Raw genomic sequence first — 26,876 nt, forward strand, 5'->3', positions numbered from 1 at the left:
CATAACTGATCAATGAAAAAAATCTTATTACTCTCACTATCTATTCTGTTTCTTTCCTGCCAATCAAACGATATAGAAATTCCTGAATTTGCATTGGAACCTGCCGATGAATTCAGTGAAGACGAATATGACGTTTACAGCGCTATTTTAGGAAACTTCAGTAATACCCAAGTGGTTATTAAGCAACAAACTACTTCCCGAACTCCTGTAGAATCCGCTTTTGAGCTCTTCTTCAATCTGGATAAGATGTCAAACATGGAGGCCACTCTCTTCTCAAATTACGAAGCTGAAAATGCGGAGACAAGTTTATTAGGTGAAGAACTTAAGATTACGGCTAAAGAGACCTATCTTCTTTCAAACGAAGAGCATCGTTATTTCTTTGACCAACCTGATCTGAAAAAATCTTGGTTGCTTTTTCAGAAAAAATATCCTACGTCTGGCACATGGTATTTCATCCTGAATAAAATAGGATTTAATGCGGATGGAACGCAAGCAATCGTTGGAATCCAATCATACTGGTATATGGATTCGGATAGTGAACCCACCCAAAGCACAGGCCGACTACATTACCTGGAAAAGATTAATGACAGTTGGGAGGAAATCGGATCAGCAGGTTATTCCTTAGATGGATTATAAAAAATCTTCCTCAAACTCGCCTTGCTCAATAGAGAAATCATCACCATCGAGGTAAGCTGGAAATTTATCTCGGAATGATAATAATGCATTGGCGCTTAACTCAATTGTCTTTTCAGCTTCAATACCATCAATAGAAAAAATAGTATCGCCTTTAGGACCGATTACGGCCGAATTACCATTGTACTCCATACCATCGGCATCAATGCCCACCCGATTTACGCCTACTACATAACTCAAGTTTTCGATAGCGCGTGCTCTCAGTAGAGTTTCCCAGGCGTTAATACGTACTTGTGGCCAGTTTGCAACGTATAGCAGCACATCGTAATTTAATTTCTGTGTTTCATGATCGAAACGGTTGCGGCTCCACACAGGGAAGCGCAGGTCGTAACAGATTTGAGGACAAATTCTCCATCCCTTCCAGGTGGCAACCAAGGTACTCTCTCCGGGTGAATAGACCTTATGCTCGTTAGCCATTCTGAATAAATGACGTTTGTCGTAGCTTTTATGCTGGCCATTAGGCTCCATCCATAACAGACGGTTGTAATAGCGATCGTGTACATTGCAAATGTAGCTGCCTAAAATTAATGCTCCCGTTTGTTCAGCCATCTGACGCATCCATTTTGAAGTACGCATGTTCATCATTTCTGCATGCTTAGAGGCATTCATGGTGAAGCCAGTGGTAAACATTTCAGGGAGTATGATGATGTCTGTAGGGCCGGAAATTCTCCAGATTTTCTCTTCAAACATGGCCAGGTTAGCACCAACGTCTTCCCAATTGATATCGGACTGAATAAGTGAAATCTTTAAATCCTGCATAATTACCTTGTTTTAAGCGCACCGATTGGTGAAAAGAGATGCAAAGAAACGAAAGCAAGGGCAAAAAGTCTAACAAAAATTGTATACCCAAACACACATTTATACCAATCTAAACAATTCAGAAGTCGAGTTCCCTAATTTCGAAATCAGGACCTTTGCCATAGCGAATTAAATCTTTGAGCAGGTAGCGTTCCAGCGTGTGGATATCCTTAACTCGAAAATCGCCATTGGCTAAAATATCTTCAATCACAAAATCATGGCGTTCTCCATAATTGATCAGCTTATACTTTTTAGCGGTGCGTAAAACATCAAATGACAAACCCTTCATTTTACTACAATTCTTCTTCGCGTTTTCAGCACAAAATTATTGATCTATTTATAAACCAATGAAAAAATATTTTGTTCCCAATATTATTAATCTTTATCCATGTATAACTGGAGTGCTCCGCGGTAAAAAACATATGCAGCAATAGCCATCAGGATATGACTAATATCGAGGTGGTTGAACCAGGTGTGTAAGGCAATTTTGTTCATATAAACCAAAGCTGCAGTTGATGCTATGGCAACTGCAATAATAATGGTTCGGCTACCTGCATTTTTGGTTTTGTAATAGATATAAGCATGAAAGGGAAATACGATTGCCAGCAAACCATAGCCAGAATGAAACTCAACCCACTTAAAGTTAAGTGTGTAAAGTGTTATCGACATGATAGTGACTAGTTCAACAACATTTAAATTCAAAAAGAACTTGCCTACTTTTTCGGGAACATGTGTTTTGGCATAGTCAATGGCCGACCGCTCGATAAGCGCAACTGAAAACATACTTACAATCCAGCCAGGTAATTTCCAGCTGAAACTAAAAGCATATAAAAATGCATGACCGATTAAGCCACCGAGTAAAGTAGCTAATGCCATCAGTAAAAAATAGTAGCGAAAATAAATCAGGCTTTTTGAGCTAACCGTGAGCTTACCAAGTTTGTGCCATGCATAAATACAAACTGCACTCACTAACAAATCCGTCAGTGTAGTGATCGGTTCATCTATGCGTAAGCCCAGCCAGTATATGGAAGGTTGTGGATCAACCATTTTTTTTGCTTTAATCTACGGCTAAGTTAAACCATTACTCAGTTAACAATAGCAAGATTTCGGTTGAGAAGATGATAAAATTCAATGATTTTTGATATCATAATTTTATAGCTTTAAGCATGGCTACTCAGGAAGAAGTTAACTATCAGCGTATTGAAAAAGCCATTGTGTACCTGGAAGAAAACTTCTTGAAGCAACCCAGTTTGCTGGAAGTGGCAGAAGAGGCTTCAGTAAGTCCTTATCATTTTCAACGTTTGTTCAGTGAGTGGGCGGGTATTAGTCCGAAACGCTTCATGCAGTTTTTAACTGTTGATTTTTTAAAGGAGAAACTTCATGAGTCTCGCAACTTGATTGAACTGGCTGAAACGGCCGGCCTTTCTGGTCAGGCACGCATTTATGATCTCTTCACTTCCTTAGAGGCTGTAACGCCACAAGAATATAAGCAAAGCGGAGCAGGTTTGCAGATTGATTATGGTTTTCATGAAACCACTTTTGGCTTAGCACTAATTGGTACAACCAAACGGGGTGTGTGCTGGCTCTCTTTTGTAGAGGCTGATACGGATCGTTCTTTAGCAATAGCAACGATGCAGGCCCATTGGCATCAATCAACATTACTTGAGAATAAAAATGTTACTCAAATTTTTGCTGACAATATTTTTACCCAAACCAAAGACAACCAGAAACTACATGTTCTGGTAAAGGGTACTAACTTTCAGGTAAAAGTTTGGGAAGCCTTATTGCGTATTCCTGTGGGTGCAGTAACCACGTATAAGCAAGTAGCAGAAAGTATAGGTAACCCAAATGCCATGCAAGCAGTGGGTTCTGCTGTGGGCGCTAATCATATTGCGTATTTAATTCCTTGCCATCGTGTTATTCGGAAGGATGGTATTCTTGGTGAGTATCGCTGGCAACCCGTGCGCAAGAAAAGTATGATTGGTTTAGAAATGGCACGTTATGCAAATCAGTCACTAACCGTGAGATAAGGTTTCATTTTATTGAAGGTATTCTGATCAATCACTTTTATGTTAAGTAATTCATCTAATTCATTAAAAGCTTTATGTTGGTAGCGAAACGCTACAATGGCTTTGGCATTTTTGTATTTGATGTAAGGATGTTTGGCTAACACTTCTTCACTAGCCGTGTTGATGTTGATTTTAGTAGGCTCCACTACATCGGGAATGAAAAAGTTTTTAAGAATTCTATTCACAACCATACTATCTAAGCCGTAAACTTCTTTCAACTGACTCGTCTGTATAAAGCCTCCAAGACTATTTCGATAATTAATTATACGAAGCGAAAGTTTTTCACCGATACCATAAACCTGTTTAAGCGCAGCAGTATCCGCTTGGTTCAAATCGGTTTTTATCTTTTCTATTTTAGCAACGTTTATCTTTTCAGTGACAAATTTTTCCCGCTTCACCAGGCTTTCTGGTAAAAGCATATAAGGATACATAAGTACGTATAAACTGCTGTCCATACCATAAAGCCTGAGTAAGTCTTGCTTAATGCGGAATTCTCCTCCCTTGTTACGGTAATTTTCAATACGGCTGGCCAGTGTTTTACTAAATCCAAGCGAAGTCAATTCTGATTGGGTGGCTTTGTTTGGATCGAATGGGAATAGTACAGGAGCTAAACTTGACGAAACTTCCGTTTGTGACATGGCCATAAGTTGTACCAAACTATCAAGCTTGTGTGTTTCATCTTTCAGTTCGATAGGTGCTTGTGCGCGCCAGTTTCTGTAAAGCGGTTCAGAGAAGATGACAAAGATCATAAGTGGCATAAGCACTAGAAAGCCATTGGTTTCGGTTCGTGAAAAACCAAAAAAATTGCGCACGATTTTCCGAATTTTCATAGTGTAACGTTGCCCATCTGACAACTAAAATAGCAAGCCCGCGTTGCTATACAAAATCTTTGATTTTGGCTTATTTGAACTAATTCTAAATAATATTTCTTGTGATTTTCGTCACGCTGAATAGCCTTATAGACCTTACTTTTGTGGTTCGATGAACGGGAATTTTAAATCTTTAGTACTGACTTACAAGACTGCACCGGTGGCAGTTAGGGAATTGGTGTCGTTGAATGAGGTTGGCGTAAAGCAGTTATTGAAATTTGTGCGCGAATTCACCACAGCAAGCGATGTTTTGGTGGTTTCTACCTGCAACCGCACCGAAATCTATTATAATTCTGAAAATGACTATTCCACCGAAATTTTTAGTGGCTTAAGCCTAATTAAGGGTCTGGCCATTGATTTAGCGCCCTATTTTCAAAAATTAAGTGATAAAGATGCTGTGCAGCACCTTTTTGAGGTATCCATCGGCTTAGATGCTCAAGTAGTGGGAGACCTTCAGATTTCAGGGCAGGTGAAAAATGCCTACCAGTGGACAGCTGATGAAAACATGGCTGGTCCATTTTTACACAGGCTAATGCACACCATCTTTTTTGCCAACAAACGTGTTGTACAAGAAACGTCTTTCCGTGATGGCGCAGCTTCGATTTCTTATGCCGCTAAAGAATTGGCAGAAGATGTTACTACTGGCTACCGTGATCCGAAAGTATTGGTGGTAGGTGTTGGAGAGATTGGTCAGGATGTTTGTTTGAACCTGCAAGAGTCGAGCTTTAAAAACGTAACTGTTCTTAACCGCACCACAGATAAGGCTGAAAAGTTGGCTACTAAATGTGGCTTTAAATTCGGAGGCCTCGAAAACCTTCTTGCTGAAATTCAGCATGCTGATGTTATTGTTAGTTCAGTATCAGGCGAAAGCCCGCTGATTACAAAAGAATTATTGAAGCAAGTAAATATTATTTCGCACAAGTTCTTCATCGATTTATCTATGCCGCGCAGTGTGGAGGCAACTCTGGAAGAAATTCCTGGAGTAATTGTCTACAACCTTGATGACATTCAGGAGAAAACCAATGAGACAGTAGAGCGCAGAAAGGCTTCCATTCCTATGGTGCAGGCTATCATTGCTCAGGCGATTACAGACTTTGAAGACTGGTCAAGAGAAATGGTAGTATCGCCTACCATACAAAAATTGAAGCAAACACTTGAGCAAATACGCAAAGAAGAAATTGCGCGTTTCTTGAAAAATGCGAAACCTGAGGAGGCTGAGAAACTCGAAGAAATGAGTCGCTCGCTGATGCAGAAAATTTTGAAGTACCCTGTGCTTCAACTCAAAGCAGCCTGCAAGCGTGGTGAGGCCGAATCCCTTACAGAAGTACTACACGACCTTTTCAATCTTGAACGTGTAGAGGAGAAAAAGCATTAAATCGTAAATTGTACATTGTAAATCGTCAATTTTAGAATCTGTAATTTTCTTTAGTATCTTTCGACATATCAACTTGAATCGCATAGCTGCGTGGTCGAATCAGAAAAACCTTTCGTAAATCTTATAAACGATAATCAGGGTCTTATCCATAAGGTATGCATGATGTATACCAATGATCGTGACGCGCGAAACGATCTCTTTCAAGAAATTGTTCTTCAATTGTGGCGCTCTTTCCCCACGTTTAGAGGAGAAGCGAAGATAACGACATGGATGTATCGTATTGCCCTTAATACTGCTATTTCGGGTTTGCGCAAGCAGGGCAGGTCTATTAAAACAGAAGATATACGCGAAAAGCATTTTAACTTTTCGGACGACAGTGACGATACATTAGAAGAGAATTATCAAAAGCTGCAGTGGGCTATACGTCAGCTTACAGAAATAGAGCGAGCCATGATTATGATGGCGCTTGACGAAATACCCTACGAAGAGATAGCAGAAACGATTGGTATAACGCAAAATAATGTGCGGGTTCGAATGAACCGCATTCGCGAAAAAATTAAAAAATTGATGACTCCGTAAAATGGAACTGGATGATTTAAAATCGATTTGGAAAAAAAAGCAAAGCTATCCGGCTAAACAGGCTGATGAAATTGCGGCCATGATTAAAGGTAGTAGTAATTCTATTGTAGCCAAATTGAAACGGAGTGTGTGGTTTGAACTTACCATCACCATTGTTTTTGGTTTAATCATGCTATACTTTTCCTTCACATTGCGTAGTGGTGCCATGAAATGGTCTATTGTTTCTTTATTACTTTTGCTTTTAGCTTATTTGGTTTATTACGTAAAAAAAATTCAGCTACTCAATCACTTTGATCCCTCACAACAAAACATTCGAGAAAATCTGGAGAATTTGATCAACGATTTAAAAGCCTATTTGCAATTTTACCGAAGCAGTTATTTAATTTTTTATCCTGTTTATTTTGTACTAGGTATTTTATTTGCCGCTATTGAAAGAGGGTTTGATAATTTTCTTCATCGCTTAACAGAGCCCGAAATGATACTTCGTCTTTTATTTGCAACGGTCGTTATTATGACTACCGCGCTTTTGTTCACGAATTGGTATCTGAAAAAATTGTATGGGAATCATTTAATAAAACTGCAAGATCTTTTGCGCGATCTTAAAGATTCAGCTACGCAGGAGGGATAAAGCCTTGCTAAGTTTTTCAACAAGCACAATAATATTTTCATCGCTGGTTAGTCGCGGATGAACAATTAAAGTAAGGCCGGCATAAGCCTCATCATCAAAACGCGTTCGTAAATACTGAACAAAACTATCCTCCAAGGTATTGGCCACATCCTGCGTGGAAACTCGAAAGCTATTTGATGAATTATTCAATGCATCAATCAATATTAAAGCACATTCATTTTCCAGTGTTCTTTTGCTATTAAAAATAAGCGTTATGTCTGTTTGTTGTTCAGGTGTGGTATGAAGCGATACATGTACTAAAGCCTTATCGCTCATGGCTATAGTGTTTTCTAACCTCAACCTATATGGAAAGTAATAACGCTCCAGTATATTTTGTCGGTCAGCATCTCCAAGCAATGTTGAGTTTAGAATAAATAGTCCTTTATTTCCTAGCGAGAGATTAACATCTACTAACAGGCGCGAAGTCTGGTGTGCAAAGCAAGGCACATCTAGTTCTTCTGCCAGCGATAATGCCAGATCGAGTGCGCCTTCATCCCACGCTGTTGTTTGCTGTAAAGCATTTTCATCAAAGAGTGAACGGTAGCGTATGGGTATTTGATTACCTCCGTGCTCGCATGTTATGATTATATTTTTAGTAACAGTCATTAAAACAAATGAAGTAGCTTACTGATAATAAGATCGAAGACTTCAAATAAAATCAGGATAATGATGATCCACTCCAGGCGGCTGCTTTCTTTCTGGTTATAGATTTCTCTGAATACTGTAAGGTTATCTTCTATGATACGCAGTGTGTATTCCAGTTCGGAGAAGCGCATACGCAAATCAAAATGCTTGCTAAGTCCTTGGTGTACCTTGTCCAGGTATTCATCATCCCACACCAGTTCTGGAGCATCGAAAATATAAATGTTCTCGGCAATATCGTTTTGCGTATTAAGGGCACGACCTAAAAAGCGCAACATATTTTTTCTACCAATTTTTAGGGTGCCTGTTTGTTCTAGTTGTGTGGTAAAACCTTTCACTTCGCGTAATAAATTTTCCGCAACAATATGGTGGTGATCTATGGCCAACGATTGTGCCAGGTTAAACATAGCAATGCGAATCACCTGATCATCAATACGGCTCACCGTCATTTGATCGAATTCAAATTTTGTAGTGCCTGTTGTTTCCACATCGATCAAAAAGTCATCGCGAAGAGATGAAGTCAACGGTGCTTTCTGAAAAGGATGAATTGTTTTAAGGGCGTAGCGCATTTCTTCTTCAGTAAAACCACTAAAGAGAACAGCACCAAAATTGAAATAGTATTGGTATTTCTGCTCGCTGAGTTTGTAAAAAAGCTCCGCTGAGCTGTATGCGTTAGGCTTAATTTCTAAAAAGGCCTTTAAGCCTTTTAAATCCAATTGATTGGCTACCAGAAAGGCACTAAGTTTTATGGTTTGTAACATACATATACCGTTTATGAAAGGCCTCTGTAGTTTTACAGCATTGGTAATATTTACAAAGGTCTTTCGTCTGACTTTAAAAGAAAATCATAAACAGATGAAATATAGGTTAATTTATGCGGAGTGGTTTTGCATTACTGACTTTTAGTAGGAATTTGCAGCCTGAAACCGAGTAAAATCAAGGTTCTTATGCAGAGAAATGCAGATGACGAGGTTTCTAATATCATTACATTAAAAATTATTTTAAAAATGAAAACCCTTATTCGTATCCTTCTCATGCTCTTTGTATCTCTACAGGCTTTTGGCTGGGGGCAAACGGGGCATCGTGCTATGGGCCTATTGGCTGAAAAACACCTCTCGAAAAAAGCAAGAAAAGAGCTTAACCGCATTTTAAAAGGAGAGTCTATAGCCATGACCAGTACCTGGATGGACGAGATTAGGTCCGATACATCTTTTCGCTACTCTTACGACTGGCATTGGGTAACAGTGCCAGACGGACAAACGTATGAGCAAAGTGAGAAAAACCCTAAGGGTGACGTTATAGCTGCCATTGAACAGATTATTGCGGAACTGAAGTCGGGCAAGTTTAGCGGTAAGGAAGAAATGATACGCGTAAAAATGCTTGTGCATTTAGTGGGCGACATACACCAGCCTTTGCATGTGGGCATTGGCCCTGACCGTGGTGGTAATAACGTAAAAGTAATGTGGTTCCGTGCCGACAGCAATTTGCACCGTGTGTGGGATAGCGAAATGATTGACGATAAGAATTTGAGCTATACAGAATTTGCTAACTGGATAGGATCCCCGGCACAAAACGATTTAACTACATGGCAGGCAGCAAGCGTGCGCGACTGGGCGAAAGAAAGTATTAGCTACCGCAAACAAGTATACGATTATGGCGATGGCAAAATGGGTTATGAGTATGCCTACAAGTATTTTGATATTGTAAAGCTGCGCATACAACAAAGCGGTGTACGCTTAGCCAAAGTGCTGAACGAGATCTACGGATAATTTTTATTGAAGATTTATTGTGGAGCGTTTTATGCGAAAGCATAAAACGCTTTTTTTATTGCTGAGCATTTTTTGAAAGCAGAGCCATTTGCAGAAGTGGATAAAAGTTGGCGATATTAGTAGTACAACAAGCAGGTGGGCTCAGGTGGCAGCGTTGAATAAAAGCTTATGATGTTGGGGTGTATGTAAACGTTATGGACTTAAACTTAATGGATATAGGCAGTAAATTTTACCGGTAAACTAAAAAAGTATGGCATTTAATTGGACCTGCCCTCATTGCGACACCAAGACAACAATCAATTCCGACAACTTTAGAGTAAGTGAACATGGGATGACAATTGAGAATGCAGAGGGGGACAGACTTTTAAGAAATGAATGGATCATCTGTCCAAATGATGAATGTAGAAAAATTACTTTAAAAGCATTTTTATTCAGGTACGACTATGAATATGGACAATATAAAATAGGTGAACTCCTAAAATCCTGGAATCTGTTACCGAATTCATTTGCAAAAGTGTTTCCAGAGTATATTCCAAAAGCAATAAGAAATGACTATGAGGAAGCGGCCTCGATTTTAGAACAAAGCCCCAAAGCATCAGCAACCTTATCGAGGAGATGCTTGCAGGGAATTATTCGAGATTTTTGGGGAATTTCAAAAGCTAGACTGATTGACGAAATAAACGCTATTGAAGATAAAGTAGACCCTTTGACATGGAAGTCAATTGATGCTGTTAGAAAAGTAGGGAACATTGGGGCGCACATGGAAAAAGACATTAACATAATTATTGATGTTGATCGACAAGAAGCATTTTTATTAATAGAATTAATTGAACTACTATTTGTAGAATGGTACGTTCACAGGCACGAAAGAGAATTGAAGCTAAAAGCGATTGCTCAATTAGCTGATATCAAAGAAGAACAGAAAAAGAAGTAAAGGCCTCTGCCCTGGTTCGTGTCTTCACGAACCAGCAACAGCACCATAACAATTAAAACATGCTATGGATAACAACATAAGCGATTACAAGCGTAAGTCCTTTATTGAGCAAGGTGAGATTTACTTTTGGACGGCTACTATAAATAAATGGCAGTATTTGTTAAAAGGAGATGCTTATAAAAATATAGTTGTCAATTCATTGAAGTACTTAAGTGATGCAGGTAAGATTGATGTTTTTGCATTTGTAATAATGCCCAACCATATTCATTTAATCTGGAGGATTAACAATCAAAACGGTAAAGAAACAGCGCAGGGATCTTTTTTGAAATACACGGCACATGAATTTAAAAAGATGATAAACAGCGGCAAAGGACTTGTTAAATTATCAGATTATGCAGTAGAAGCGAGTAACAAAAACTATGAATTTTGGCAGCGAGACTCACTTGCTGTTAATTTGTATTCCCGTGATGTTGCCTATCAGAAAATGGAGTATATTCATTTAAACCCATTAACAGTACATTGGCAGTTAGCAAAAGAGCCAAGTGATTATAAATATTCTAGTGCAAGATTTTATGAAACGGCCACTAAGGAATTTTCCTTTTTGAAAGACCTGAGAGATGAATTTTAGATTATTATTGTTGGTTCGTGAAGACACGAACCAAGGCGTGGTTAAATAATTTAGTAAAGAAATCAATTGAATACGATTCACTGAAAGCCTTAAAACTGGATAGCTTAATCCGAACAACTGAAGAAAAATGAACAAGGGACATTGAAGCGAAAATCAAATACTTAGAGGGCGAGATAATTAAATTAAAGAAGAAAAGGTAGTATAGCCCCTAGCCCTGGTTCGTGTCTTTTCTCCTTCTCAGCGTCACTTGGCAAGTGTGGAGAATAAGCGTAAGGTCTCTGAGAAACATGGATAGAGTGTATATTAAGTTCAGCTCTCTGCGGTAACGCTGAGTAGTAGTAGTAAATATGAGAGGATAAATTTGTACACAAAACCTTACTTCAGCCCACAAGAAATACTAAATCTAAAGTACACTTTTGCCATAATTGTGCAGGCCCATCCCATGCCAGTCGAAACTATGCTAAAGCATAACGCTCACCTACTTATAAAAAGAGTTTAACTTTGAAAATAATTTTCATTAACATTATTGAAATTATTTTTTCTGATAAAGAAGTTAAACATATTTTTACTCACCATTACCGTTTTGTCGGCAACAAAACTTTTTGCCCAATACCCACACTACTTCGCATACGACAACGAAAACGGCTTACCAAGCAATGAAGTTTATAGCATTGTACAGGACAAAAGAGGTTTAATTTGGATTGGCTGCGATGCAGGCTTATATAAATTTGACGGTGTAAACTATACTTTGTATAGTAGTAAAACCCAAAATTCAAAATCCATCTCAAATCTTACACTTTCTTCGGATGGAAAGATCTATTGTGTGAATTTTCAAGACCAGATCTTTTATCTTGAAAACGATACACTCAGAGAGCTTCAGCACACATTTCAAAAAATATCTAATATTGCATCAGGCCGAGAAGGACTTTTATATCTCAATCATGCAACTGGTATTTCGGTATATAATCCACATACACGCGAATGGCGAAATATCAACACTATTAAGAACTTCACCCGCTCGGTAGTATCAAATAGCAGAAGCGAGATTTATTCCATTACCCAGCAGGGCATAGCAAAAATTTTAGAAGAAAAAGTTGTTTTCTATCCATTCCCGGGACATGGCCAAAATATAAGTACTGACTTTTTATTGGGTTATCATGGAGATAAACTATGGATTGTAAAAAAGGATGGTTCTGCATTTTATGTATTGCAGCAGGGTAGATTGGTTCAAAATGAAAGTAAAAACCTAGCCCTTTCTTTGCAAAACCGGAAAATAACAAATCTGAAAGCGCTGCCCGATAATAACCTTTGGATCTCCACTTATAATGGTATAGTTCGCTACAACGTGGACAAAGATTCAGTAACTGTTTTTTATCCTGAATTATCATTTTCAGATATGTGGATTGATCGTGAAAATAATTATTGGCTCACCACTTTACAGGCGGGTATTTTACGTGTTCCTGATCTGAATTATCAGGTGTGGAATACCCCCAGTATACAAAACGAAAAACTCACACACCTCGCCACAGACGGAGCGCATATTTATTTTTCATCTATAAATGGAGCCATCACAAAATTAAATACTAACAACGGTTCGCTGCAGACTTTTCATACGGGAAAAAATGCCGACATCGAATGCTTGTTTTTTGATACAAGCAATGACAATCTTATATTCTACATACAAAGTGAAAATTATGTGCTCAGAAAAAATGAAATAAGTAAGGCACCATTTCATATAAAGGCTATTAAATCAATTGTTCACGCTCCGCCTTTTTATTTCCTGGGTAGTTCACTTGGCTTGTATGTTGATAGTGAGAATCAATCTTATAGCTATCGTGATAAAATCAGCGAGGCCTGGATACGTCAATTAGCCTGGAATCAGCAAAAACATATACTGTATGCGGCTACTAACAAAGGACTGCAAATTTTTGAATACAGAGAGAACCAATGGGTTTGCACCAGTACCCTGTTAACAAAGACACAAATCATTTCCATTGATTTTGACGAAGCAACACAGAATCTTTTTGCAATCACTTTTAATGGGAAAGTTCACTTACTAGACACCGAAAACAAATTGGCTAAAGTAGCAGAACTTCCAGCCGATGTGCAAGCGCAAAAACTGGAATATTACCAGCGCAAATTATTCATGGCAAGTAATAAAGGTGTTTGGATTTTAGATTTGGAGAAAAGTGAATGGAATAATTTCAATGCCCTGTCTGGGCTAGCTTCTGAAAATGTAAATGACCTTATTGTGATGAACGAAAATATATGGCTGGCTACTGGAAAAGGCTTGCAAAAAATTCCCTTGAAAGAAAAAACAAATAGGCCGCTGGCAAAAGTTTTCTTAAAAACGAATACACTTATAAATCCTGCACTTTCTAATGTAAAACTAAGTTACCAACAACCACTAATACTTTACCCCGAAGCAAGTATTTACACGAGTAATGGACATTTTGAATATGCTTATCGCCTTAACCAGAATGAGTGGATAAAACTTCCTGCAGGTGTTGAGCAAATTGAAATTCAGAACCTCCCCACAGGAGATTTTGAGATAGCGTTGAAGGTAATTGATCATTTGGGCAGAGATTCAGAAAACACAATTCTTATTGCTGGATTTGTAAACCCACCTGTTTGGAAAAGGTGGTGGTTTATGTTGAGTGTTGTTTTTGTTTTAATCGGACTTATGTATTGGTTTTACAAGCATCAGTTATCTAAACAACGAAAGGAGCTGAATCGACAAAATGAACTAAATATTGCCAAACTCGTGGCCATTCGATCGCAAATGAATCCTCATTTTATTTTTAATTCGCTCAATTCGATTCAGGATTTGATTTTGCAGAAAAAAACAGTGGAATCGTACGACTATGTGGTACTTTTTTCTGAATTGGTGCGTAATGCTTTAACCTATTCCAATACCGAATTTATACCTATGCAAAAGGAAGTCGATTTTTTGTACACATATCTCCAATTAGAAAAACTTCGCTTTAAAAGTGATTTCACGTATACTATATACTATGATCAGTCAGATGAAATTGATGTGCCTTCCCTTTTAATTCAACCCTTTGTTGAAAATGCTTTATTGCACGGTTTATTGCACATAGAGGATAAGAAAGAATTATCCATAAGGTTTATTTACGACAAGGAAAAACTAGTCTGTATTGTAGAAGATAACGGCATTGGCAGAAAGCAGGCTGATATTATTCGCTCACGGCAGGGTAATAGTCACTCATCATTCGCATTAAATGCTATACAGAAGCGATTAGATATTTTTAACGAGCAACAGGGCGAAATTGTAAGCGAATTTGGCTTTGAAGATGTATATCCTGATAGAAAGTACACAGGCACACGGGTAACCATCAAACTGCCTTTCAAGCGTCATTATTAGACTATTCGTAAAATGAATGATGAGGTTGGTAAAATGGATAAAACTTATGTTAAATAGTTGATCCTTTTTTGCGAAAAAAAATGGAGGCGATAAAAGCAATTATTACAGATGATGAAGTGGCTGCACGTAACGTGCTCAGTCAATTACTTGAAATGGAATATCCATCCATAGAGGTAATTGCAAAATGCCATGATATTCCATCAACAGTTGCTATTATAAAAGAACAAAATCCTGATGTTGTGTTTATGGATATTCAGATGCCACAATATGCAGGCTATGAAATCGTCAATTTTTTTGATCAAATCAATTTTGAAATCATATTCGTAACCGCCTTTGACCAATATGCCATTAAAGCCTTTGAATTGAATGCTGTTGATTACTTGGTAAAGCCCATTAATCGCCAACGCTTGACACAAGCAATTGAAAAATTGCAATTGAGAGTAGAAAGTCAAAAAATGGCAGAAAGATATCACCTGCTTAAAGAATCACTGCAAAGTAAGACCCATGATCACATTGTTATTGCCGAATTAGGCAAACAGAATATTGTAAAATTAAATGATATAATAGCCATTGAAGCAAACGGAGCATACAGCACTGTCTACACAATTGGCAAAGAGAACTTAACGGTGACTAAAAACATCAAACAGTTTGAAACCCTTTTGCCACAAGACAATGTTTTTTTTCGCTCACATAAATCATGGATAGTAAACTTTGCGCATATATGGCGTTATGCCAAATCAAAACTGGAAATCAATCTCACAAATAATATAATCGCCAAACTTTCAAAATACAGAAAAGAGGAATTTGAAGAGGCTTTAAAGGGTCGAAAATCCATTCCTTAAACCAATCAGACTGTTCTTAAAACAGATACTGGGTTCGGCAAATACAGGTCATACTTTCGTGGAGTTAATCTAAACAGAAGCGAAAATATGATGCCCCCATTTTTAAAACACAATAGAACGTTCTTTGCTTTATTGGCTTGCGCAACGTTCTTACTAACATCTTGCAATAAAGATGATGAACCCGCGCAACCACAACCCACGCTTACTTCGCTAAACATTACTGAAGGTGAAGTGGGTACATCGGTCACCCTTACGGGTAGAAACTTCGGCACCAGCACCAACGATGTTAAAGTTTTCTTCAACACTACCGAAGCAATAGTTTCATCGCTCACAACAACTCAAGTGGTGACTACGGTTCCTTCAGGTATTACTCCGGGCGAAGTAGATGTGAAAGTAAGCGTTAAAACATTGGAGACCGCTTCGCAAAAATTTACTGTGCTGGCACCCATTACCGTAAGTGCAACAGATTTTACCACTAGTATCACAGAAAATCCGGGAGCTAACGCAATTTTGGGAACAGTACAGGCTACCACCAATCGTGGTGCCCTGGTGTATTCACTTACCTCACAATCAGTATCAGGAGCTTTTGCCATTAATTCTTCTAATGGACAGCTTACTGTGGCCGATGAAAGTGCGTTTGATTATGAAGTCAACACTTCTCTTACTGCCACTATTTCGGTTGCTAACGGTACAGAAACGGCCACAGCAAATGTTACCATTATGATAACCGATGCTGTCGAGGTTGGAAACATTCAGAATTTCACAACATCAATAGCAGAAAACCCTGGCGCTAATGCAGGTATTGGTCAGGTATCGGCAAGTATTTTGAATAGCAATGAAAAAACTTTTGCCATAGTATCACAAACACCGGCAGGAGCTGTTTCTATTGATGCTTCAACCGGATTAATACAAGTGGCAAGCCCATCATTATTTGATCACGAAAACAACCCAACAATTACGGGTGTGGTAAGTGTTACTAGCCGCTCTGAAACTAAAACGGCAACCTTTACTATTACCGTTACCGATGTAAGCGAAGCACCAAGTGTAACCGTTAGCGCGGTGGCAGGCGATGCAAATCTTGGCGGATGCTACGATGGAGGTACATTAGAACACATCTATTTCACGCGTCCATTCTTTGGCACCTTGCAAAACAACAACGGTACGCCTACCATTTACTTGGCCGACCTGACTTGTGGTATTAAAAAGGTAACACTGGGCGCCACCACTACTTTGAGTAGTGAATATTTCCCTGCCGATGTAGCTGCCGAACAGTTTTCAGATGTGCACCCTTACTCCAATTACTTATTGGCTACACGTAAAGTAAGTTCTCCGGGCAAGGCTGATTCTCACCAGATTGTAAAAATTGAAAATGATGGGAGGAACATTAATGTTACAGCCTTAGTTGCAGGAAGCCCACTAGTTTATCCTGTAGGGATTACCGTTGGCGGAAATGGCAACATCTACGTGGCTGATCAGTCGGGAAGGAGAATAAGAGTATACGACAACAATGGTTCATCGATAGCCGTAATTGGCAATGGCAATGTGGGCGGCACGGATGGAGACGAAGTAACAGCCACTTTTGCCCTTGTACGCGATGTGCAGGTAGACGCCAACGGAGTAATGTATATAGCCGACCGTTATTCTATAAGGAAATATGACCCTTCAACTGGCTTGGTTAACACACTTGCCGGTACTAATGCATCCGGAGATGCAGTTGGCAGCGCCTCACAAGCTCGCTTTAATGAAATACACGCAATAGGCTTGATGCCCAATGGTGATATTTTAATTGCCGACCACCTCAATACCAAAATAAAAGTACTCCGCACCAACGGCACAGTGGAAACCCTTTTGGATAACCTCAATGCCTACCCCGAAGGGATTATGATTCAAGATAACAACACCTTCTATTTTACTCTGCAGAACAGGTATGCACTGTACAAAGCGGTGATCAGTAATTAATTGTATAAGGTTTCCGGCTTTATGAAAGCTGAAAACCTTGTATTAAAAATCATTAACCAAATATTGATTATTATGAATTTATTTTCAAAATCATTGTCTGTTCTTGCGATTGTATTCATCGTCTCATGCAGCAAAGATGATCCGACACCTGCCACTACCGTCACCGACAAAGACGGTAATGTATATGAAACTGTAACCATTGGTGAACAAGTTTGGATGGCCGAAAACCTGAGAACCACCCAATACAATGATGGTACACCCATCACTGCTATAATCAATCTCAATGAATGGGCTACCCAGAGCGCAGGTGCGTTTACTTCATATGCCAACGCTGAAGGTAATATGGATGCGTTTGGCGCGCTCTATAACTGGTATGCTGTAAACTCCAACAAGCTTTGCCCCACAGGCTGGCACATGCCGAGCAGTGTAGAGTGGAAGGAGATGGAAAACTACCTTATTGCCAACGGCTATAACTTTGATGGCAGCACCGATGGTGATAAAACCAGCACCAGCAAAGTAGCCAAAGCATTGGCCACCAGCAGTGGATGGAGCAATTCTACCGTTCCAGGTTCGGTGGGTAACAGCGACTATCCCGAATACCAAAACAAAAGCGGATTTAGCGCACTGCCCGGTGGCTACCGTTACCATGATGGTACATTTAATTATGCAGTGTTCACAGGATACTGGTGGACAACCAGCGGGCAATTCACTGGAGGCAGCTTAGGCTTAGGCGAAGTCTCAATAAGCTCAGCCACACTCACCGCCATTTATAACAATGGTCTGGCTATTGGTTATCATAATGTCAACCCAAGGATAGGTGCTTCATGCCGATGTGTAAAAGATTGAGCTGAATAGTTTTCTTCAGGTTGGTCGAAGGTTGTTCTTGTTGAGGGGACAACCTTTCGGTTTTTATGGTTATTCTTTTTAGCACTTAAAAGTAAAAAGGCTAAACTCCAAAGTACCGTTTATCCTCAGCCCTGGTTCGTGTCTTCAGGAACCAGAACAAGTATTTATTTCCAGACTTCGACCATTCGGAAATATGTTCGGGTGCAAAATTTTACGAAATAGGCACTAAAGAATTTCCCTTTTTAAAGAACTTGAGAGATGAATTCTAGATTATTAATGTTGGTTCGTGAAGACACGAACCAAGGTGGGGGAGATAATAAATGATACTGATAGCCAATTTTTATGGTGGGCAATTGACAAAATTGTGAATTGGAGAAATACGACTTTGCTGACCAACTTGATTCACATTCAAGGAACATACGATAAGATATTACCCATAAGAACTAGTAACTTTAAAGTTAATAACGGTGGCCATCTGATGATTGTGAATAAAGGAAAAGAAATTGGTGATTTAATAAACAAAATATTGAGTTGACAAGGTACAACTGTTCCTGTGCCTTGTTTTGTGAAGACACCAACCGCTGCATGGGAATAGCCAAGTAAAATAATTGAACCTATACCTTGGCCCGTGTCTTCACCAACCAAGGCATAGCTAACATCCTGACTTACTTTTTACATAAATGTATTCGCGAAAAGGTGACGTGACTATAGCTGTATTATTTTACACCAAAGAACACACCAATCCATTCTACTCTTCGAACTACCAGTTCATAAAGTAGCATGGTAATAATGAATGTGCCCATTACTATGATCAGGTATTTCGTTAGTATGCTCCATTCGGTTTTAATCACATAAAACCCGAGCGCTATGAGAACCGTTTGATGAAGAATGTAAAATGGATATACCGCTTTACTCGTGTATTGGAGACTGCGGTTATTGTACGAAAGGTAATATTTGGCATAACCCAGTAAACAAAATATCCAACACACGATATTAATACATTTGAATAAATCAAAAATGTAGCTGCCAAGCGCAAATGTTTCAAGAAAATTTATTCCCGATTGATGCCACCCAAAGTAAATTATACAAAACGAAAACAAGCCAACCATCAGGTAAATTCTACGACTATTCTCTAACGTAATCCAGAACTGTTTGGCGCTTGCGAAAAAGTAACCGTAGATCAACAGTAAGAAATAGAAGGCAAAGTTGTACCAGTCGCTCACCAGGTTGCGATTATCGGGCCATTGATCGCGAAGGAAAATCTCTATGAGAAAAAGAGGTATGGCGAATAAGATCAGCGATCGGCTTTTTATGAGAAGCGATGAAAAAGACGCAATGATTACTGTTGCACGTTCACTACGGAGGTATAAAAACAATGGAAGTGCCAGAAGACTAAACACAAACAAATAAGTGAGGAACCAGAGGTGATTCCAGGTAATGTTACTAAAGTACAGGGGATAGAAATCGAGATAGCTGCCAGTAAACGTTTCATGGTGCAACCATTCAAAGTACAGCTGAGGTGGGATGACTACGAACATGCCGAACACAAGCGGAATGAAGATACGTAGTAATCGCTCTTTAGCGAATACACCCGCGGTTCGATTTCCTAATGCAAAATAAATACCTGCACCTGACACAAAAAATAGTAAGGGTAATCGCCATTGGTTTACAAATAGCATCGGCAATTTTAGCCACTCGCTAAAATGACTGTTCTGAATATGAAAGCCCCAGTCCACGAAAATAAGTCCAGCGTGGTAAAAGACTAATAGCGAAAAAGCCAGTACGCGCAACCAATCCAAAAAGTAAAGCCGGGGTTTTAAAGATATTTCGTTCATTAATTAAGTTTGAATAGGGGACAGCGTTCGAGATTAAAGGTTGCGTTGTTCGCATGTAGTTTGGTATACACTCACTTCAATCCAAAAATCAGGTGATAAAAAGGTAAATGTAGTTCATTAATGTATGGTTATACACAACGAAGAATATTATAGTTGAACAGGATGGACAAAAGAGACGTTGGCGCTTTATTGGGAACCATACTTGCGAAAGTTTGCCAATTACATACAAACTACTAAATTCGATTAGTGGCTTTGGAAACGATCGTACTTCGAAAACCGACATGTCATGTAGCCAAACGTTGCATGCAAGACTGACTCGTCCTGGAAAAACACTTTAAGTCATTTTATTTAGATAAATAATATTTGTAAGACAAGAGCATTCAAACAAGTATTAAATTGCTGACAAATTCAACGGACAAGTAAGGTTAACCAAAATAAATGGGATTATTTGATTTCCTGAAAAAGAATAAAGATAGAATGAAGGATCCTGAGGATTACTTCCAGGTTACAATCAATGATGAAGGCGTGATCGTTGAACACCCAAAAAGGGAAAAAGAACAAGTAAAGTGGGCAGACATTGACAATATAAAGATCATAACGACTGACCAAGGACCTTTTCAACCTGACGTCTGGCTAGCTTTATTAGGGAAAGACTCTGGTTGCTTAATACCACAGGGAGCTAAAGGACACGAAGAGGTATACAATGTTGTATCTAAATATGACCGTTTTGACTTTGAGAATGTAATTAAGGCAATGTCATCAACGGATAATCAGGAATTTTTAGTCTGGACGAGAGAATGCCTATAAAACTTTTACCACTAAACGATTTAATAGAAAAGTTGATTAAAGTTCAAAAGCACATGAATAGATATTTTTTTATTTTTTTAGTACTTGTTGTATATGAAAGCCCGGCTCAATTGTTGAGCGATAGTTTAATGAACAGGGATAACTACATTATATATGCAACAGTATATAAGAAAGGTGTTTACAAAACCTTCGAGGAGTTTAAGTATAATGACCCTTCCATTGTTGAGGATTTTACCTTTGATAAGAACCAACTTTGGTTAACTGACAGCAAGACGGGAAAAAATAGTAAAATTAAAAAGAATGAAGTTTGGGGTTTCTCAGACGGAGCAAGAATCTTTGTAAGATGGAGAAAATATAATGAGATCGTTGAAATGGGAAGATATTGTTACTTTAAGGAGAAAGGCACCAGAGTTGTATTTGGTTATTCCATGTTTCCATTAGCGATCATTCCTATTCCAGTACCTTACACCGATGAGTTGATTATAAACTTCAATACCGGAAAGCCTTTTTTACTGTCAAAGAAATTATTGAAGGAAATACTGGCAATTGATGACCCTGAATTGTTGACCGAGTTTATGAATGAAAAGCAAAAGAAAAAAAAGTTGTTTGAGTATATAGTAAAATACAACGATAGGAATACGGACAAAATTAAATGAACACTAATTTCATTGTCCTTTATTGTAAGTGATCATTAACATTCATTAGAAAATATAGGGACCATACTTTAAATGATATTCCCAATGTTCAATGGTAAAGTATTGATAATTAAAGGATTTTATATAGCCTTAGCCTTGAGTTATGTAATTACGAACCCAAGTAAGTTGACATCGTTCCAGATTGATCACCTGCCTATTTGCAGCCCCTAGCACCTGTTAGCAAACTATTGTAGTATTAATAGCAGGAGTTCTTTATGGTAGAAATTACCCAAACTGAACTGGTTTTGCGGCCAAATTTTCATACCTTAATACGACACATTACTAGCGAATGAGCCGTCTATTTACAGGTTGTCTTTTACTCATACTCTCTGTCAATAGTTATGCGCAACATTCAATGAAAGTCATTGATAGCCTAGTTCAGATCTTCCCATCTGTAACAGAGCGGGAGAGGCAGGAAGTGATATTTAGTGAATTGAGTCACGAGCTAAGCTTACTTGAAAAGAAGCAAGCTTTTGAATGGGCCTATAAGATCAGAACACTTGCAGAGAAAAGTAAAACTCCTTATGCTTATTTCTTTGCTTCTTTGAATCTGGCAAAACTGAGCCATATTTTTCAGGATCAGGACAATACCCTGAGATTCATGTTAACTGGTATTGCATACTCAGTAAAAAATGAAGATCGGGTTGTTACTTCGTACGTTTATTATTATTCAGCAGAATATTTTCGTTATCTGAATATGTTACCTCTGGCGCTTGAGCATTGCTTAATAGCAGCAGATGCCTTTACTGAATTGAGTAACTACACCTATGCTTCTAGAAGTCATTCCTTAGCTTGTAATTTGTACCATAGTGTTAGAAACTACAATCAGTCAGTTGATGAAGGATTAGCTTCATTAGAAGACATTAAGAAAGTACCCTACAATGAGTTGGCGTTTGTTGACAAGTTTACAATGATGTCAACACATAACACCATTGGCCTTAGTTCATATAAACTTAAAAACTTTGAGCAATCCTTACTTCATTACAATGAGGCTGAAAAACTGGCAAAAGAAATAAAGAATGACTTTTGGGTAGCGCTTGTAAATGGAAACCGCGCCAGTGTCTATATTGAGTTGAAGGAATTTGAAAAAGCATTAGAAGGACTTAAGCTTGATTTCACCACAAGCAGAAAACAAAAAGAATATGAAAGTGCAGCCAGGGCATGTGTTTTGATGGCGTCTGTTTTCATTGAGTTGAATAAAATGAAGGAGGCGAATCTTTACTTTGATTCAGTTTTATATTTAATCAACGATCCTCACACATTTCGGTTCTCCACTTATTGGATGGTTCAGTCTAAGTTAAGGCGAGCTAAAGGTGATCTACTAGGTGCACTTGAATCAAATGAAATTCACTTGCGAATGATTGACTCTATTAATTATCAAAAAGAGGCACTTGACCTTGCCAGCGTAAAAACCTCATATGAACTTCAGAAAAAACAGGTGGAAATTGAAGGATTTGCAGCAAAAGAACAACAACATCAAGATCAAATAAAGCTACAGAGTATTATCATTTTATCATCTATCATTATTCTTATTCTTTTGTTATCACTTATTTTTATATACATCCGATATGTAAATCGACTAAAGAGTAATAATAGCATAATAAAGCAGCAACGAGATGAGATTGAGAATAAGAATGAAGAGTTGCAAGTGCAGAGTAAAAATTTGAAGGAGATTAATGATTTAATGTTGACGCTTAACAATCAATTGGAGCTAAAGGTAAGTGAGCGTACACACGAGCTTGAAAAAACCATGGAGGAACTGGATACTTTCTTGTATAGATCCTCCCATGATATGCGTAGACCACTATCCACTTTATTAGGGTTGGAGAATATTGCAAAGATTGAAGTAAAGGAAGAAAATGGATTAAAACTTTTCCACATGGTTGCTGAGACAGCCTTGCAAATGGATCGAATGCTTTTGAAAATGCAAATGGCTCATGAGCTCGATCAAATGGAAGATAAAACAGAACTGGTTACGCTTTCTTTTTTAATCAGAGATTTGATAAAAAGAGCACAACAACTTGGGACTAATACAAGCATTGTCTATGAAGGATCACATCATTTAGAATTTTTTTCAAATTCAAGATTACTTCATATTATTTTCTATAATCTATTCGAGAATGCAATTAACTTTAGAAAGACAGATGGTAATGAGTTGGCCTCTATAAAAGTGAAGGTAGATCAAACAGATGATTGGGTAGTTGTAACGTTGGAGGATAATGGTATTGGAATTGACGCAGACTATCTTAACAAAATTTTTGATCAATATTTTAAAGGAACCCAGATTTCAAAAGGTAATGGTCTAGGTCTTTATCTGGTAAAAAAGGCCGTTAATAAATTACGTGGTAAAATTGAGGTAAAAAGTATATTGAATACAGGAACAATCTTTTTGGTGTCATTACCAAAGAGACACTTTCACTATTGAAAAATTAATTTCCTCATCGTTAAATTTGAGCAGTGAGTTTTGAAGGCTCATAAACGTATCCCAATAGAGGAAAATTGTAAGTTTTACGAAACGAGTAGTTTGTAAATAATTTCAATCAGAAATTCTTCTCTTTCAATGCCGCTTCAATTTTGTTAAAATCGATAGCTGTACACTTATTGCAGCCACTGGCGCAAGCCGATTTGGCTTGAAATTGATTGTAAAGAAGTCGACCCAGATAAGCCAACGCCCCAATAAAAATAAGACTTACTATAATCTCCTGAATCATAAAGCAAAGTTATTATCTATGACTTTAACATCATAATAGCCTTTTATAGTTCAAATAAATCGTCCAAAAACGGACGGAAATGAACAATTGTGCACAGCACATAGCCGAAATAACCGCATTTGGGGTGTTTTTTGAGTGGCCTGAAATTTGGCTAGACCCTTCACATATTTAAAGACAATGTAGTTTGATTAAGCTTCCAGATTCATCCTCTCCAAAGGAGAGGATTGGCGGTGAGCCTGCCTGCACGTAGCCGCTTCGGCAAAGGCAGGGTTATAAAAAAGACTTAACTAAACGACATCGATATTTCAAGAAGAAAGAGCTTATACAAAATACATCACTATGTTAAAGAACTATTTTAAAACAGCTATACGCACTTTATTCAGGCAAAAAAACACTGCTTTAATAAATGTTTTGGGCCTAACAATAGGTATGGCAGCAAGCTTCATTCTTTTTGTTCTCATTCAGTACCATTACAGCTTTGATAAATTTCAAAGCAACTACGACAGAATTTATAGGGTTGTAACCACTTCTGATAGTAATACGGGAAGTTTCCACACACCAGGTATCCCTTCACCATTGCCACCGGCTTTCAAATTAGATTTCCCCGAGGCAGAGGAAGTTTTATTTACTCAGTATCAGTCAGGTGCGCTTATTCAAGTGCCGCAGAAGGAAGGTGAAAGCAAAAAATTTCAAGAGGATCAGGGTGTAGTATTTACCGACCCGGCTGTATTTAGAATTTTTGACCGAGCTGTTTTAATAGGCGATGCGGAAAAAGGATTAGACGAACCTAATGAGGCGGTGATCAGTGTTTCGCTAGCTAAAAAATATTTTGATAAAGAAGATGTTGTGGGCGAAGTGATAAAGTTTGATACAAGAGAGTATAAAATTTCAGCTGTTGTAGCCGATGCACCCGATAATTCTGATTTACCTTTTAGCTTATATCTTTCTTATGAGACCATACGCAAACAAAATGAAGAAAAGGGATGGGGTGGTATTTGGAGCGATGAGCAATGTTATTTTTTACTAAAGGAAGGCGAGTCGGTTAAGAAAGTTGAGAGCAGGATGGGTGATTTCTATAAGAAGCATAATCCTGATGAAAATTACGATAATCAGCGTTTTGTTATACAACCATTATCAGAGCTTCACTTTGACGAACGCTACGGTAACTATAGATATGATACAGTACCCAAAACAGCACTCATTGCCCTTGGTGTAATTGCATTATTCTTAATTGTAACAGCCAGCATAAATTTTATTAATTTAACTACTGCAGAAGCGATCAAGCGATCAAAAGAAGTTGGTATTAGAAAAACATTGGGAAGTTCAAGGGCTCAATTAATGTTTCAATTTTTAGGTGAAACTGGAATTGTAACCTTCACTGCCATTTTAGTTGGGTTTGGAATAGCGCAAATTGCCCTGAGTTTCCTGAATCCATTTTTGGAGTTAGAACTAGCGCTGAATCCTTTGCAGAATACTGCTTTCGTATTATATGTAATCTTATTATTTGTTACGGTGTCACTCTTCTCAGGTTTATATCCTGCATTTGTTATTTCAGCTTTTAAACCAGCACTGGCATTAAAAAACTCTATGGGTAATAAAAGCTCTTCCGGCTTTCTGCTGCGCAAGGGTCTTGTTATAACACAATTTTTTATCTCCCAATTCTTGATAATCGGTACAATTATATTGATTACCCAAATGAATTATTTTAAGAGCAAAGATTTGGGTTTTCAACGCGATGCTATTGTAACTCTGCCCATTCCTGAACGTGAAGGTCCGGCTACAGACAGTACCACATCAAGCAAAATGAGAACGTTGGCAGATAGAATTTCTAAACTTTCAGGTATAGAAAAATATTCACTCTCCAATACTGCGCCTTCGTCTGGGAGCGTAAATGGTACAGGTTTTCTTTTTGAAGGACAAACTGATGATCAAAGAAAAGACACACAACTAAAACTGGTTGATGGTAATTATATTGATCTGTATGGATTGAAGATGTTGGTTGGTGAGAATCTTGATGACTTAGATACTGCTCGCAGCTTTGTGGTGAACAGACGCCTTACAGAAATTGCGGGATTTACTGATCCAAGTGAAATTATTGGTAAGCGTATGCGGATTTGGGGGCAAACTTTACCTGTAGTTGGGGTGGTAGAAGATTTTCACACCACATCACTTGAAAGTGAAATTGAGCCCACCGTATTGTTGAATAGAATTTCTAATTATCGTACACTTTCTTTAAAAGTTAATACACAAGCTTTTCAAAATACTTTACCACAGATACAGGAAATGTGGGAGGAAACTTACCCTGAGCATTTATTTTCATATGAGTTTTTGGATGAATCGATTCGTGGTTTTTATGAAGGTCAGGAGAGAACATCAATTTTGCTTACTGCCTTTACTTCCATTGCCATTTTTATTGGTTGTCTGGGATTGTTTGGATTGGCAACTTTCATGATCAATCAGAAAAACAAAGAGATTGGTGTTCGCAAAGTGTTGGGTGCTTCAGTAGAAGGTATTGTCTTCTTATTCTCCAAAGAATATATAAAGCTGATAGGTTTGGGATTTGTAATAGCAGCACCCGTTGCCTGGTTTGTAATGAACGAGTGGCTGGATGGTTTTGCCTACCGCATCAGTATATCAGCCTGGATTTTTCTGGCAGGACTGGGCGTAACTTTATTAGTGGCTGTGTTTACTGTTGGCTATCGCTCCTTAAGAGCAGCTACAGCAAACCCTGTAAAGTCGTTGAGGTATGAATAAAATACAATAAATCAGGATC

The 26,876-nt window shown here is 38.3% G+C and carries 25 protein-coding genes; 17 read left to right on the forward strand and 8 right to left on the reverse strand.

What is annotated here, in order from left to right; all coding sequences use genetic code 11:
- Positions 1–12 precede the first annotated feature (12 nt).
- A complete protein-coding gene (locus tag SanaruYs_RS14095) occupies positions 13–636 on the forward strand; it encodes a hypothetical protein (protein ID WP_127123229.1) in 624 nt (207 codons plus the stop codon).
- On the opposite strand, the gene SanaruYs_RS14100 is transcribed toward SanaruYs_RS14095, so the two are convergent.
- The 3 genes from SanaruYs_RS14100 to SanaruYs_RS14110 all read right to left on the reverse strand — a co-directional run bounded on the left by SanaruYs_RS14100 (position 631) and on the right by SanaruYs_RS14110 (position 2,538).
- Positions 631–1,452 (reverse strand): amidohydrolase, encoded by an 822-nt coding sequence (locus tag SanaruYs_RS14100; protein ID WP_127123230.1) that lies wholly within the window; start codon positions 1,450–1,452, stop codon positions 631–633. The two genes, SanaruYs_RS14095 and SanaruYs_RS14100, sit on opposite strands and share 6 nt — an antisense overlap.
- 118 nt (positions 1,453–1,570) lie before the next feature.
- Positions 1,571–1,780 carry a hypothetical protein gene (locus SanaruYs_RS14105; RefSeq protein WP_127123231.1) on the reverse strand — a complete coding sequence of 70 codons (210 nt, stop codon included), beginning with the start codon at positions 1,778–1,780 and terminating at the stop codon, positions 1,571–1,573.
- An 86-nt stretch (positions 1,781–1,866) separates the two neighbouring features.
- A complete protein-coding gene (locus SanaruYs_RS14110) occupies positions 1,867–2,538 on the reverse strand; it encodes a DUF6962 family protein (RefSeq protein WP_127123232.1) in 672 nt (223 codons plus the stop codon).
- Between the two features lie 119 nt (positions 2,539–2,657).
- Between SanaruYs_RS14110 and SanaruYs_RS14115 the strand changes: the two genes are divergently transcribed.
- A complete protein-coding gene (locus SanaruYs_RS14115; RefSeq protein WP_127123233.1) occupies positions 2,658–3,521 on the forward strand; it encodes a methylated-DNA--[protein]-cysteine S-methyltransferase in 864 nt (287 codons plus the stop codon).
- Here the strand turns inward: SanaruYs_RS14115 and SanaruYs_RS14120 are convergent.
- A complete protein-coding gene (locus SanaruYs_RS14120; protein ID WP_127123234.1) occupies positions 3,500–4,390 on the reverse strand; it encodes a ComEA family DNA-binding protein in 891 nt (296 codons plus the stop codon). The genes SanaruYs_RS14115 and SanaruYs_RS14120 overlap by 22 nt on opposite strands.
- A gap of 151 nt (positions 4,391–4,541) precedes the next feature.
- Between SanaruYs_RS14120 and hemA the strand changes: the two genes are divergently transcribed.
- From hemA to SanaruYs_RS14135, 3 genes are all read left to right on the forward strand, one after another.
- Positions 4,542–5,804 (forward strand): glutamyl-tRNA reductase, encoded by a 1,263-nt coding sequence (gene hemA / locus SanaruYs_RS14125; protein ID WP_127123235.1) that lies wholly within the window; start codon positions 4,542–4,544, stop codon positions 5,802–5,804.
- Between the two features lie 90 nt (positions 5,805–5,894).
- Positions 5,895–6,383, forward strand: a complete 489-nt coding sequence (locus SanaruYs_RS14130; protein ID WP_127123236.1) for an RNA polymerase sigma factor — start codon at positions 5,895–5,897, stop codon at positions 6,381–6,383.
- 1 nt (position 6,384) lies between these two features.
- Positions 6,385–7,011, forward strand: a complete 627-nt coding sequence (locus SanaruYs_RS14135) for a hypothetical protein (protein WP_127123237.1) — start codon at positions 6,385–6,387, stop codon at positions 7,009–7,011.
- Here the strand turns inward: SanaruYs_RS14135 and SanaruYs_RS14140 are convergent.
- The gene (locus SanaruYs_RS14140; protein ID WP_127123238.1) at positions 6,991–7,656 is read right to left on the reverse strand and encodes an N-formylglutamate amidohydrolase; all 666 of its coding nucleotides are present in this window, start codon (positions 7,654–7,656) and stop codon (positions 6,991–6,993) included. The genes SanaruYs_RS14135 and SanaruYs_RS14140 overlap by 21 nt on opposite strands.
- A complete protein-coding gene (locus SanaruYs_RS14145) occupies positions 7,656–8,453 on the reverse strand; it encodes an RMD1 family protein (protein ID WP_127123239.1) in 798 nt (265 codons plus the stop codon). Before SanaruYs_RS14145 ends, SanaruYs_RS14140 begins: the two co-directional genes overlap by 1 nt.
- A 186-nt stretch (positions 8,454–8,639) precedes the next feature.
- Between SanaruYs_RS14145 and SanaruYs_RS14150 the strand changes: the two genes are divergently transcribed.
- From SanaruYs_RS14150 to SanaruYs_RS14185, 8 genes are all read left to right on the forward strand, one after another.
- Complete coding sequence (locus SanaruYs_RS14150) at positions 8,640–9,461, forward strand: S1/P1 nuclease (RefSeq protein WP_246011912.1); 822 nt, start codon at positions 8,640–8,642, stop codon at positions 9,459–9,461.
- A 250-nt stretch (positions 9,462–9,711) separates the two neighbouring features.
- Positions 9,712–10,395: a DUF4145 domain-containing protein gene (locus SanaruYs_RS14155; RefSeq protein WP_127123240.1), complete on the forward strand. Its 684-nt coding sequence runs from the start codon at positions 9,712–9,714 to the stop codon at positions 10,393–10,395.
- Positions 10,396–10,459: 64 nt separating this feature from the next.
- The gene (locus SanaruYs_RS14160) at positions 10,460–11,023 is read left to right on the forward strand and encodes a transposase (protein WP_246011913.1); all 564 of its coding nucleotides are present in this window, start codon (positions 10,460–10,462) and stop codon (positions 11,021–11,023) included.
- Positions 11,024–11,549: 526 nt separating this feature from the next.
- The gene (locus SanaruYs_RS14165) at positions 11,550–14,408 is read left to right on the forward strand and encodes a sensor histidine kinase (protein ID WP_127123241.1); all 2,859 of its coding nucleotides are present in this window, start codon (positions 11,550–11,552) and stop codon (positions 14,406–14,408) included.
- 80 nt (positions 14,409–14,488) lie between these two features.
- Positions 14,489–15,250, forward strand: coding sequence for a LytR/AlgR family response regulator transcription factor (locus SanaruYs_RS14170; RefSeq protein ID WP_127123242.1), 762 nt, complete (start codon positions 14,489–14,491; stop codon positions 15,248–15,250).
- An 87-nt stretch (positions 15,251–15,337) separates the two neighbouring features.
- Positions 15,338–17,209: an IPT/TIG domain-containing protein gene (locus SanaruYs_RS14175; protein WP_127123243.1), complete on the forward strand. Its 1,872-nt coding sequence runs from the start codon at positions 15,338–15,340 to the stop codon at positions 17,207–17,209.
- Positions 17,210–17,281: 72 nt separating this feature from the next.
- The gene (locus tag SanaruYs_RS14180) at positions 17,282–18,055 is read left to right on the forward strand and encodes a fibrobacter succinogenes major paralogous domain-containing protein (RefSeq protein WP_160118670.1); all 774 of its coding nucleotides are present in this window, start codon (positions 17,282–17,284) and stop codon (positions 18,053–18,055) included.
- Positions 18,056–18,341: 286 nt separating this feature from the next.
- Positions 18,342–18,590 (forward strand): hypothetical protein, encoded by a 249-nt coding sequence (locus tag SanaruYs_RS14185; RefSeq protein WP_127123245.1) that lies wholly within the window; start codon positions 18,342–18,344, stop codon positions 18,588–18,590.
- A 181-nt stretch (positions 18,591–18,771) separates the two neighbouring features.
- On the opposite strand, the gene SanaruYs_RS14190 is transcribed toward SanaruYs_RS14185, so the two are convergent.
- On the reverse strand, positions 18,772–19,890 hold the full coding sequence (locus SanaruYs_RS14190; protein ID WP_127123246.1) for an acyltransferase family protein: 1,119 nt from the start codon (positions 19,888–19,890) through the stop codon (positions 18,772–18,774).
- Positions 19,891–20,328: 438 nt separating this feature from the next.
- On the opposite strand from SanaruYs_RS14190, the gene SanaruYs_RS14195 reads away from it, so the two are divergent.
- The 3 genes from SanaruYs_RS14195 to SanaruYs_RS14205 all read left to right on the forward strand — a co-directional run bounded on the left by SanaruYs_RS14195 (position 20,329) and on the right by SanaruYs_RS14205 (position 23,817).
- Positions 20,329–20,697 (forward strand): hypothetical protein, encoded by a 369-nt coding sequence (locus SanaruYs_RS14195; protein WP_127123247.1) that lies wholly within the window; start codon positions 20,329–20,331, stop codon positions 20,695–20,697.
- Positions 20,698–20,750: 53 nt separating this feature from the next.
- Positions 20,751–21,353, forward strand: coding sequence for a DUF6563 family protein (locus SanaruYs_RS14200; protein ID WP_127123248.1), 603 nt, complete (start codon positions 20,751–20,753; stop codon positions 21,351–21,353).
- Between the two features lie 328 nt (positions 21,354–21,681).
- Positions 21,682–23,817, forward strand: coding sequence for a sensor histidine kinase (locus tag SanaruYs_RS14205; RefSeq protein WP_127123249.1), 2,136 nt, complete (start codon positions 21,682–21,684; stop codon positions 23,815–23,817).
- A gap of 115 nt (positions 23,818–23,932) precedes the next feature.
- Here SanaruYs_RS14205 and SanaruYs_RS14210 read toward each other — a convergent pair whose 3' ends face one another.
- On the reverse strand, positions 23,933–24,103 hold the full coding sequence (locus SanaruYs_RS14210) for a FeoB-associated Cys-rich membrane protein (RefSeq protein ID WP_127123250.1): 171 nt from the start codon (positions 24,101–24,103) through the stop codon (positions 23,933–23,935).
- A gap of 339 nt (positions 24,104–24,442) precedes the next feature.
- On the opposite strand from SanaruYs_RS14210, the gene SanaruYs_RS14215 reads away from it, so the two are divergent.
- Positions 24,443–26,857, forward strand: a complete 2,415-nt coding sequence (locus SanaruYs_RS14215; protein ID WP_127123251.1) for an ABC transporter permease — start codon at positions 24,443–24,445, stop codon at positions 26,855–26,857.
- Positions 26,858–26,876 lie beyond the last annotated feature (19 nt).

Origin of the sequence: Chryseotalea sanaruensis (genome assembly GCF_003990915.1) — a bacterium.
GTDB classification, from domain to species: domain Bacteria; phylum Bacteroidota; class Bacteroidia; order Cytophagales; family Cyclobacteriaceae; genus Chryseotalea; species Chryseotalea sanaruensis.